Consider the following 11,291-nt stretch of genomic DNA (forward strand, 5'->3'; position numbering starts at 1 on the left):
TGACGCCTACTTAACTTAAAGATATACTGAAAACGGAGGATACGGAAAATCATAGCATGCTGTCTGTTGACGGACAAAGCCTATGTGCCTTTCCGCATCCTCTGTTTTTCTTTTAGCCGAAAGAGAATGTTGTGTTCCTCCTTAGGAATATTCTCCAGCAGCTAAAAGAGAGTGATTAGCAGGGAAATAACCCCAATGACTATGATAACAATATTGAACAAAATGAAGCGCATGGGGCTCGTGGCCTTAGCGCTACTTTGCACCATGAGTATGCAAGCTCAAAACAAGAAAAGTTTTACGCTCGACGATCTTATGTGGGGCGGCGAGAACTACTGGAACATCATGCCCCGCAATATCTACACGGGCTGGTGGGGTAACCAACTCGTAGAGCTCGATGCGGAATCGGCTCGTTTGTACGGCGCAGCAAAGCCGCTCTTTACGACGGCCGAAATAGAATCCCTCATTTCCGATGCAACAAAGGGAAAAGGAATCTCGGCCTATAATGCCTCCTTCCCCGATGGCAATAAAACAGAAGTGTTGCTCCGTACTTCCGACACGAATTTCCTCTACAACTGGAAGAAGAAAAAGATTGTTTGGCAAGCACCCCGCGAGCGTGGTATCGGTCATGTAGAGTTCAACGCGGCATCTCGCAGCGAAGCCTACACAAAAGGTTATAACCTCTACCTCCGCACTGCCGACGGTCGCCTGCATACTGTTAGCACTGACGGTTCGCGAGAGTTGCTCTACGGTACGAGCGTACACCGCGATGAATTCGGTTATTCCAAGGGGACATTCTTCAGTCCCAGCGGAAAACTCCTGGCTTTCACGCGTATGGATCAAAGTATGGTGGCCGACTATCCGCAGGTGGACATTTCGCAACGTATAGCAGCGTATGATCCTGAAAAGTACCCCATGGCTGGTATGACCAGTCATAAAGTGACCATTGGTATCTTTAATCCCGCTACGGATAAGACTGTTTATCTGCAAGCAGGAGACCCCACTGATCGCTATTTCACCAATCCGAGTTGGGCTCCCGACGAGAAAACGATTTATCTCATCGAGATGCCGCGTACTCAGGACAAGGCAGAACTCGTGGCTTATGACGTGCAGACAGGTGCTCGCAAGGGTGTGCTCTATACGGAGACGAACGAGAAATACGTTCATCCGATGCACGGCATCACCTTCCTACCTTGGGACAATAGCAAGTTTATCTACCAAAGCGAAAAAGACGGTTACAACCATCTCTATCTCTTCGATACAAACGGCCGTCAAATTAAGCAGCTCACGCAAGGCAACTGGGTAGTACTCAATCTGGCTGGTTTCAACGTGAAGACAAAGAGCGTTATCATCAAATCTACTGAGTCGTCACCCATTCGTCACAACTATTACAGTGTGAACATCGAAACGGGCAAGCGCACTTTGCTGGACAACGGTGTGGGCGTACACAACGCCACGCTTTCTCCCGATGGTCAATATCTTATAGACCGTTGGAGTTCACCCAAAACATTCCGTGAATACGACCTTCTCTCCACCACGGGGCAGAAGATAAAGAAATTCCACACTGATGATACGCCCTGGAAGGAGTATAACGTGCCCGAAATTTCGGGAGGCTCTATCAAGGCTGCCGATGGCACTACCGACCTCTATTATCGCATGGTGAAGCCCGTAGGTTTTGACCCAACGAAGAAGTATCCCACTGTGGTTTATGTCTATGGTGGTCCTGGCGTGCGCAATGTGGAAGAATCTTGGAACTATACCGCTCGTCCGTGGGAAATCTATATGGCTCAGAAAGGTTATCTGCTCTTCGTGCTCGATAATCGTGGCTCTTCAGAGCGCGGTTTTGCTTTCGAAACAGCTACATGGCACCATCTTGGCACAGAAGAAATGAAGGATCAAATTAAAGGTGTTGATTTCCTCAAGTCGTTGCCCTATGTTGATGCTAATCGCATGGGCGTGCACGGTTGGAGCTTCGGTGGATTTATGACGACAAACCTCATCTGCTCTTATCCAGATGTGTTCAAGGTGGCTGTTGCCGGCGGCCCTGTCATCGACTGGAAATACTACGAAGCAATGTATGGCGAGCGCTATATGGGAACGCCTGAAAACAACCCTGAGGGCTACAAAGAAGCAAGCTTGCTCAACAAGGCTAAGAACCTCAAAGGTCGCCTTCAGATTATCATTGGCTACAACGACCCTGTTTGCGTGCCGCAGCACTCCCTCGCGTTCCTCCGCGCTTGTGAAGATGCTGGAACACAGCCCGACTTTTTCACTTATCCCGGTCAAGGCCACAACATGATGGGTAAGGATATGATTCATCTCCACGAACGTATCACGCGCTATTTCGACGACTATCTAAAATAATCATCATAGGTCTCGTTGCAGAACTCTGTTCTGCGGCGAGACCTCTTAAATTCTTTCTTTATGAAAACCCAGATTACATCCCCCAAAGCTCCTGCAGCCATCGGCCCTTATAGCCAAGCCATCGCTGCCAATGGTTTCTTATTCATCAGCGGGCAGTTGCCCATCGATCCTGCTACGGGCAATTTTGCCGAAGGCGGCATTCGCGAACTGACACGCCAAAGTTTGGAAAATGTGAAAAGTATCTTGGCCGAAGCTGGACTGACCCTTGCCGATGTTGTTAAGACCACGGTATTCTTAGCCGATATGAGCGATTTCGCAGCTATGAACGAGATCTATGCAGAATACTTCACTGCACCAGCTCCTGCCCGCAGTGCTGTGGCTGTTAAGACACTACCGAAAGGCGGATTGGTGGAGATTGAGGTCATCGCTGCTTGTCGATAAACAAAAGGGCGCCGACCGAAAATTGCTTAAAGGTGCGAAGTTAGTGAGAGGGGAGAACGTTCGTTTTCTTAGCTTTCACTAACTTCGCACTTATTGTATCAATGCTTTGAACCCACGTTCGGTTCAAAGCAATAAAAAGAAAGTATGGAACAAAAATACAATGATGTCATCAGTGCAGTGCGTGCTCTCATTTCGGGCGAAAAGGAAGAAATGAGCGTGTTGGCCAATGTCGCCGCTGAATTGCACGATTCGATGGGCTATTTCTGGGTAGGTTTTTATTTGGTGCGCGAGGGCGAACTCCGCTTAGGTCCTTTCCAAGGTCCTGTGGCCTGCTATCGCATCCGCCATGGGCGTGGCGTTTGCGGTACGGCGTGGGAGCAGGCAAAGACCCTGATTGTGCCCGATGTGGAGGCCTTCCCCGGTCACATAGCTTGTAGCAGTCTTTCGCGGTCGGAAATCGTCGTTCCGCTGCGCAATGCCAAGGGCGAAGTAGTCGGCGTGCTTGACATCGATAGTAAAGAACTCAACGCCTTCACACCTGCCGAAGGCGAGATGCTGGAAGAAGTTTGTGCAGCTATAACCGAAACGCTATATTCTGAATGATGAACTACGAAAAAATAGGCGTGTTTCTCTCGGCCAATAGTCAGGTCGATGACATTTGCCACCAAGCCGTGCGCGAAGTGGGGGAATGGATTGGTAGAACCCGCCGCACCCTCATTTATGGCGGTGCGAAGAAAGGCCTCATGGAGGAATTGGCACAGGCCACAAAGCAAAATGGCGGGCGCATCTTTGGCATTGTTCCTGAGATAGTGGTCAATAGGAATTTAGTGAGCGAAACGCTGGATGTCACCATCCGAACGGTGGATTTAGCCGACAGAAAGAGTATCATCATTGAGAAAAGCGACATCCTCTTGGCTCTCCCTGGCGGCGTGGGCACACTCGATGAGGTTTTCACGGCTCTTTCCATGGCCTCCATAGGCTATCCCAGCAAACCCGTAGTACTCTATAACCCTCATGGCTTTTGGAACTCTCTGTTGGACCTTTTGGCAGACCTCCATCATAAAGGAATGCTTCGCGATCGCCCTCAAGAATTGCTTTCCGTGGTAGAAAATCTCGAAGATTTGCAACAACTCTTAGACGGAGAATAGGGCTGTCCATCACTGCCTCTATGCAGAGGCCTCAAGAAAGGAGTCTGCGCAAGCCTGTCATAGAGGTAAGCGTGAATATCCTTATTGCGTTTGAAGATACAATAAGGCTGTCAGTTCACATCCTTATTGCGTCAGCCGACGCCCTTATTGTATTTCTAAACGCAAGGAGGAAGCCTCTTCTCTGTAAGTTGTTTTTTTTTTGTCACATCGTCACGTTGTCACACTTTGAGCATAACCGCTTGATAATGTATTTATTGCAGGCGTGACGACGCGTGACAACGGTGTGACAACAAAAAAGTTGTTGTCACGCGCATAAGCTCCTCTTTATCAGCATATTCGCCTCCTGCGTGACAACGTGACGACAAAAAATAAGTTTTTTCTGGGAAGGAGAGATGAGGGAATACTCCCTTCACGCTTTCAGTGCGACACCGCCGGTGTCGGAAGTTAGTGTGGCTTTCTGTCCACGGGTTCATCCTCGCTCCGCTCGGGCATCACCCGCGGTTAAGCATGGTGCGCCTCCGCTGGAGGCGTAAGTTTGTTATGTTTTGCTGCGGGGGTAATGGTACTGGGGAGTGGCAGTGGTGCAGCATATAGTGTACAGACTTCATTCGATGTGTGGCAGTGGTGATGGCGCAGGGAGGGAGAAGTAGTCTCCGATGGTGTACAGTTTTTTTCGATGTGTGTGGGTGAGTTATTAGGGGCGGATTCCTGCGTTTTGATATGCTGGGGGATGAGGCCGACGGCAGTGAGTGAACCTACTGTCCCCGGCGGGGACACACAATGCTTAACCGCGGGTGATGCCCGAAGGGTGAACCCGTGGGTAGTGTGATCCCCCTCTCTTCCGACACCGGCGGTGTCGCACAGCATCCACTCAGCAAGCCTTAAAGTGTCACTAACTCATCGCATAGTCCCTATATATTAAATCTTTGCTTAAAAGTTTAGAAGCTTCACCAAAACTGTATTTGGTGAAGCTTCTGAAGTTTTTTTGCAATGTTTCCTGGAGGGAATGCAGAGATTCAATAAAGGAATTGCTTTGCTGTGTTTTATTTGTTTACTGCGCCACCGTCTTCCCAGTAGTAGATATTGGCACTTACCGCCACTTTCTTTTTCGCGGGGAAAGCAGAAACACATACTCCGGCATAGATGGTTGGGCGGCCTTCTATCTTGGGCAAGCGATAGCATTTCACATCTGAGCGATAGATTTCGGAACATATACCTACCATGCGGCGACATTTCTCCTTGGTATGTTCGATATACTCTTCTTCTGAAATTTCTTGCCAGTCTTTAGGAATTTCATTCCACATAAACCCCTCTGTTTCTTCAACAGTGGGATATTCTCTGTACACATGAAATTTGATATTATCGATCAGAAAACCTGATTCTCCCGTTGTATACTCCATTGAGGTTTCGGCATTCTTTTTTGAGACAAAGTAGTATGCTCGCGCACTCTGATGTTCCCAAACATCCACACAGCCTCGACGAGCTTCCGTAGTATCTACTTCTTGCACCCGCATACCGAAGGCATTGAAGTAGGGTTGGATAAAGAATGGACCAGTAAGTAGCGGGTCTTGCTTCTTCGGTTTGTCTGCATAAGCGGCAAACATCACTGTGCTTAAAAGCAGGATCAGAATCGTTTTAGTAATCTTCATTTTTATTTATTGCTGTTTAGTATGTATCATTCCTATTGAAATATCTTAAAGGTGTCAATTCCCTTCATTCCCGAAGTTGTATTAATAAACCAAATCTGTCCGGAGTTCCTTACAAAAGACTCAGGTTGTATTTCTCCATAAAATTTTATGTCTAAACGAGCTAGACCTTTGTACTTTTGACATTTTAAATCATAGTCGTTGTAGTCTGCAAATAGGGTTTTGCCATGGCTATATTCCTCTTTGTAGAAATTCATTATTTCTCGAATAGTATACTGTGTAGGTTTAATGCCAATATTCTTAGCATAGGTACTTTCTACGGTTGTAAGCTCCCCATTCACACAATCTCCAATACTTAGCAAAATATAGTATTGGTTAATTTTAGAAAGTTCAGGCTTTAGTAAATATAAAACAGGAATACCTTCCGAATTAATAGGAGTTGGACTTTCTTTTACAACCTTGGTTTTATCTATCTCATTTAAATTGGTGAAATTATGGTACTCTTTTAAATCCGCAGGGTTATGGAATACAAGAGGCTGGTTACCGATTACGGCATACTCAAGGACGGTCGAAGACAAGTTTTTGATTGAAAGAAAATCCGCTCCGTTTTCTTGATAGTCTCTTTTCAAGGTAAGCTGGCTAAAAACGCTTTTCCCCGAATGTGTACCAACAATACTGTCATAGGCGACCAAGACGTTCTCTCCACCAATCACGCAAGGAGTAGAAAGCCTCTCTGTTTTGACTTCGTTTTGACCATTATTGCCCAATATACTATAATGCACTTCCACTTCTCCGGGAATATCATCTTTTGTGGTTATTGCAATATAATTATGCCGAAGAATAGTTGTTTTGTGTACTCCTTCCTCTAAATCAACCTTTGTACATTGAGAAAACAATATTGTAAGAAAAAGCCAAACATACAATTGTAAAGAGAAGATCTTCTTCATTTTGTTACATCTTTAAATTAATCCCAAACCATTAACCAAGGATTCCACCAATCAACCTTTGTATAGTTGCCGCCATTCTTCTTGTCTCCTGGCACGCCTACTTTTGCACCATTATCTATCTGAAGGAAATAATAGCTTCTCCAGAACCAAGAACCAGTCTGTTTTGCACCATAAGCTAAAGTCCTATCTTCAGGTTTATCTCTGTACCAGCCAAGTGGATCAGGACATCAAGGCGGTATGTGCTGAATATTTATACCTGTAATAATGCTTACGCAGATGTTTTCCAGACTGATTTTGGATAGTGCCTACAACTTATGGGAATGATATTGTGTATTGCCTCAAGTCACATTGTGGGGTAAGGGGATATTGTAGGCAGAAGTGGGTGCTTCAAGTTCAAATTATCTGCAAATTCAGTAATGAGAGGACGTGTAAACGCAATAAGGACGTTCAAGGGCTTAGTTGCGGATTTGAGGATAATAAAAAAAACAATAATTCTATGACTATTATTATAACGCTTATAAGCATACTGTAGAAGAATTTCTTTTTATAAATCTTCACTTCCTTCAATGAGAGTTTATTGAAGTGTGTCTGTAGTTTTTCATATTTGTTTTCATTGTATATTTTCATATTGATAAGAATTAAAAATACAAATAATATGAACAATGGGCTACTCAATAGTTCAAAACTATCAGCAATACTTCTCTCTATTACTATATTTAGTAAAATTAATAGCATTATTACAAAGAACACTATATAAGAAAATTGAAGAACAGCTATTATAGCAAAAGTACGATCAGGAAAACCTCTTTTGGGTGTATTGTGCCAAAGCCAATAAAATATATTATCACAAAATGATATCTTGTCATTTTGTGGAATAAAGTATGTTTTCATTTATATAATTTTACTTGAGATAGTGATCATCTTAATTTCCCTTGCCGAAATTCTGGATAGTGAGGATTATATTTAAATGGAATACTGTAATCGTAATGTGGACGTACTACCCTTGTTGCGTCTGCAGGTGTAATGGTTCCATGAATTTCTTCATAACTTTTTGCTGGTATAAATGACCGTTTTGAGGAACTTATTATAAACCATAAAATCCCTAATAATCTTTAGATTAAAGATTAAAGCGTGCCGTTAGCATGATGCTTCGGGGGCGCAGTTGATATATCTCAAAATATTGGGTTAATTGAGTATCAGATCGAGATATAAAAGTATGTGTATTAAATATATTGTTGCCCTCTAAAATAAATTCGATCTTCCGTTTTGTTCGGTATGTGAGGGAACAATTCAAAAAAGCATAATCCGTTTTTTCCTGAAGACCGGAATTGTGCGTATGGCGTGCCGTTATGTTCATCAGCAGACTTTTGCGAATGAGCGACAGATTTAGATTCAGGCTTTGTTCGAGTGTGCGGATTTTGTGAGCATATTCACCAGACACTGACCGCGAGAACGCATAGCTACAATCGTAACTGATGCGGAAATTCTGGAGGATATCGGCAGAGGTGTTAACGTTAAAGGAAAAGTTATTGCTGTGATAATCTGTTTTAACGGCCTGGCGCAGAATACTGCCATAATGGTGGGAATAATTGGCGGTAATATCTATGCGTGCCTTTTTCCAATCGAATCCCTTGCTGACATTTCCTGTTGTAGAGTAACTATCGTCATGATGAGGCATATATTCAGCTTGCATAATGGTGCGGGCATCATTATCAATGGTTGTCCCATATATTACATCGCTCCATGAGCGAGAGGCTTTCCCTTGTATGTAAACAAAGAGGCTATTCATAATGTCCTTGAAACTGAGTTTAGAACTTACTGAACCTATATGACTGTCTGAAATACTGGGCAAGTAGCGACTTGTGGTGCGGTAGTTACTCATTATATAGGTCGAAATGAGCTGTGGCCATGAAGTTGGTTGCACGCCATAAGAGCCTCCGCTTGCGATTGTCCAGCTGTCATTGATTTTCCACTGCAGGTTAAACAATGGTGTGAAACATAACTGTGTGCGGTGGGTCTCATCCTTTATTTGGGTATGAGTTAGTCCGAGTGGGAGGAGAAAAGAGAGTCTGAAGTCGTTGTTTACATACTTCAATGTGGCGCTCGCATTAACTCCTGCCCGCAAATAGTGCATATCGCCATTGTCGGGCGAAATAGTACTTTGCAGTAAAGGCTTCATACCTACATAATTGAGTTTTAGGGCAGCAGTGGGAACTATACTCCAGCGATGTTTCCTAAGATCTTTTATCAGAGAGAACTCGTTGACTGTACTTACTCTTGTGAGGTCAATATCTTGGCGAGCATCAAGACCTCCGCAAACTGTGAGCGATTGCGCATTGGTTTGTGCGCTGTTGTAGCTTGTCATTTCAACACCGTTACCGCCTTCGGTGCGGTGTACCCAACGAGTATAGTTGGATACCCCAATATTGCGATTGAAGGCGTGTTGTTGCATTTCCTTTGTGTTCGACACAACGGCACCGTTGGCATCTCTCCATTGCCCAGACAAGTCAAGCGTATTGGAGAGGTAGTTCCTTTGGGCATTGTTCTCATATGATAGTCGTACGAAAGAATTATTAGTGGTGAGATGGGAGGAAATGTCTTCACTAACGACACGAAAATTACTGCCAGGGAGCAGATAAGTGGTTTGTGAATAAGATTCTTGTTTCTGTATGTCGTGATTATAGGTGAGGCTGTAGTGGAGTTGTGCCGTTTTACTCAAGCGATTGAGATTGCTGGAATGAAAAGCATGTTCGTTGTTCCAGAGAGTGGACCCTACGGGCGACGTACCTGGGTAGATAATATCTGTCAGGGTAATTGTTCCTAATTTACTACTTCCATAGTGTTGTAACATGCGGTCGGCTCCCTTTCCTGTATTGTCTGCGCCATAATAGATAATATGTTGTCGTTGCTTGCCAAAATACATAGCATTCCCTTCGCAGTTCCACAGCATTCCGTTGTCATAGCCTGCTCCAAGCGCAACAGCCTTTGTCCATACTCCCTTAGACTTGGTCTTCAGCTTGAGGTTGATAGATGCCGCATCGGGTCGTATCTGATCTTGCAGAGACTTGATGTGCTCGTGGTTTTCGAGCACTTGCACCGTGGCCACATCCTCTGCTTTTAGCGCATCAGTAATAATATTATAGCGCCCTTGCAGCATGTCCATGTCTTCTACATAAAAATTATTGATGGGAGTTCCCTGATATTTTATTGTTCCGCCCTCAATCGTTATGCCAGGCAGTTGCTTCAGCACATCCCCTATAGTGCGGTCGTAATTAGTCATATAGGATGCGACCAGATAGTTAATCGTATCACGACTTCCCCATAGCTTTTGGGCTTTTACATTAGCCTCACGCAATGTAATGCTGGTCTCTTCGGCAGTAAAATCAAGGGACTGGCTGACGGCCTTTACCTTCCGTATCTTCCGTTTGACATTAAAACCTGAAAGGCGAACTAAGATATTGTTAGCTTCAGTGGTGAAATGCAAGTTGTAGTTTCCCTCGTCATCTGTTATGCAGTAAGCTATCAGAGAAGAGTCTGTCGGGTGGAGCGCTGCTACAATGGCATAGGCAGCATCGCCGTTTGCATAAGACACACGACCTGTAACGCGAATGGAGTCTGATAGGGCAGCCCACGAGGCAGTAGCAAGTGTAAAATAGAGCAAAATAAAGATGGCTTTTCTCATCATTCCAATTCTATAGGATAATAGGGTTGTTCTTCATTTTCCATGCCATCGCCCAGACGATAGTTAATGCCATAGTCGGCTGCGTAAGCACCATGGTTTTTATGCAATAAGGTTTCCATTTTGAGAGCACGACTACGTTTGATGCTACGTATCTTTTCATCGAACATCTCGATATTTTTTTCCCCCTTTATCTGACTAATACCATTGACCGTGAAGTGGAACTCGTTCTTAACGTCTGCCACTTCAAGAATGAGTCCAGGCAACCCATGGAACTTCCATGGGCCACAGCTCAATGGGATATCAGTTGTAAACCAAGCCTCATAGTCACGTCCTCTAAACGTGGTTGTGGCACATTGACAGTTGTAGCCCATAATGACTTTAGACTTGGAGAGTATTTTCCACTTGAAGTCCGGAATGTCCTCAACATATTGAAACACGCCTGCGGCATCTAAATTGACGATCTGGGTCAACTCTCCCACTTTTGGATATGCCATAAACGTTTCGCCCAACAAGGCATGAACATTAAAAAGAGTGACTCTCCATCTGTTTTTGCTGCGTTGCATGACGAATTGGTCTATCAGCTTATGATGTTCCTCTACAACATAGCTATGTACCATTCCTTTGCCGATCTCAAGTAGCAATGTTGATTTCTCACGCCAATCACTTTCACCTACTTGTTGGGAATAATCGCATAATTGATCCAGCTCGTAACTTACCTCAACTTCAATGGGGGCGAGCGGCTTCATCTTCACCTCCTGCGCGGGGGCTAACATGGCGATAAACGCCAAGACTACTGACATTATTATTCTCATACTTCTTTATTTTAGCAATTTTACAATACTCGAATCGATGTGGCGAATTTCTCGTTCCGTATCGATAAGGTGATTTATTTATCGATTTCTATATATTGACAATTATCTCTATCTTCTTCGGGTTAATTGTACTTTGATGTGAAATACTTTAGATTATACCTTTGGTGCCTTTCACAAAGTAGGTGTTGCTAACTATATTTTAACGTGAGTTCGACGAATTATAAGTGTCTATAAATTTGGTGATTAGCGAAATT

Annotated in this window: 9 protein-coding genes and 1 pseudogene; 5 read left to right on the top strand and 5 right to left on the bottom strand. The window is 44.3% G+C overall.

Annotated features, from left to right (window positions below):
• Positions 1-201 precede the first annotated feature (201 nt).
• The 4 genes from ACO4R2_RS07070 to ACO4R2_RS07085 all read left to right on the top strand — a co-directional run bounded on the left by ACO4R2_RS07070 (position 202) and on the right by ACO4R2_RS07085 (position 3,950).
• Entirely contained in the window at positions 202-2,361 is a 2,160-nt protein-coding gene (locus ACO4R2_RS07070) for a S9 family peptidase (RefSeq protein WP_484769708.1), read from the top strand.
• Positions 2,362-2,421: 60 nt separating this feature from the next.
• On the top strand, positions 2,422-2,802 hold the full coding sequence (locus ACO4R2_RS07075) for a RidA family protein (RefSeq protein WP_484769709.1): 381 nt from the start codon (positions 2,422-2,424) through the stop codon (positions 2,800-2,802).
• A gap of 144 nt (positions 2,803-2,946) precedes the next feature.
• Positions 2,947-3,405 carry a GAF domain-containing protein gene (locus ACO4R2_RS07080; RefSeq protein ID WP_484769710.1) on the top strand — a complete coding sequence of 153 codons (459 nt, stop codon included), beginning with the start codon at positions 2,947-2,949 and terminating at the stop codon, positions 3,403-3,405.
• Complete coding sequence (locus tag ACO4R2_RS07085; protein WP_484769711.1) at positions 3,402-3,950, top strand: LOG family protein; 549 nt, start codon at positions 3,402-3,404, stop codon at positions 3,948-3,950. Before ACO4R2_RS07080 ends, ACO4R2_RS07085 begins: the two co-directional genes overlap by 4 nt.
• 501 nt (positions 3,951-4,451) lie before the next feature.
• On the opposite strand, the gene ACO4R2_RS07090 is transcribed toward ACO4R2_RS07085, so the two are convergent.
• The 3 genes from ACO4R2_RS07090 to ACO4R2_RS07100 all read right to left on the bottom strand — a co-directional run bounded on the left by ACO4R2_RS07090 (position 4,452) and on the right by ACO4R2_RS07100 (position 6,543).
• Entirely contained in the window at positions 4,452-4,727 is a 276-nt protein-coding gene (locus ACO4R2_RS07090; protein ID WP_484769712.1) for a hypothetical protein, read from the bottom strand.
• 266 nt (positions 4,728-4,993) lie between these two features.
• Positions 4,994-5,599: a hypothetical protein gene (locus ACO4R2_RS07095; RefSeq protein WP_484769713.1), complete on the bottom strand. Its 606-nt coding sequence runs from the start codon at positions 5,597-5,599 to the stop codon at positions 4,994-4,996.
• A 32-nt stretch (positions 5,600-5,631) separates the two neighbouring features.
• A complete protein-coding gene (locus ACO4R2_RS07100; RefSeq protein WP_311490085.1) occupies positions 5,632-6,543 on the bottom strand; it encodes a hypothetical protein in 912 nt (303 codons plus the stop codon).
• A 314-nt stretch (positions 6,544-6,857) separates the two neighbouring features.
• Between ACO4R2_RS07100 and ACO4R2_RS07105 the strand changes: the two are divergent.
• Positions 6,858-7,043 (top strand): annotated as a pseudogene (locus ACO4R2_RS07105) (hypothetical protein).
• Positions 7,044-7,660: 617 nt separating this feature from the next.
• On the opposite strand, the gene ACO4R2_RS07110 reads toward ACO4R2_RS07105, so the two are convergent.
• Positions 7,661-10,204 (bottom strand): TonB-dependent receptor, encoded by a 2,544-nt coding sequence (locus ACO4R2_RS07110; protein ID WP_484769714.1) that lies wholly within the window; start codon positions 10,202-10,204, stop codon positions 7,661-7,663.
• Positions 10,205-10,224: 20 nt separating this feature from the next.
• A complete protein-coding gene (locus ACO4R2_RS07115; protein ID WP_484769715.1) occupies positions 10,225-11,037 on the bottom strand; it encodes a GLPGLI family protein in 813 nt (270 codons plus the stop codon).
• Between the last annotated feature and the right edge of the window lie 254 nt (positions 11,038-11,291).

This window comes from Alloprevotella sp., assembly GCF_057240785.1.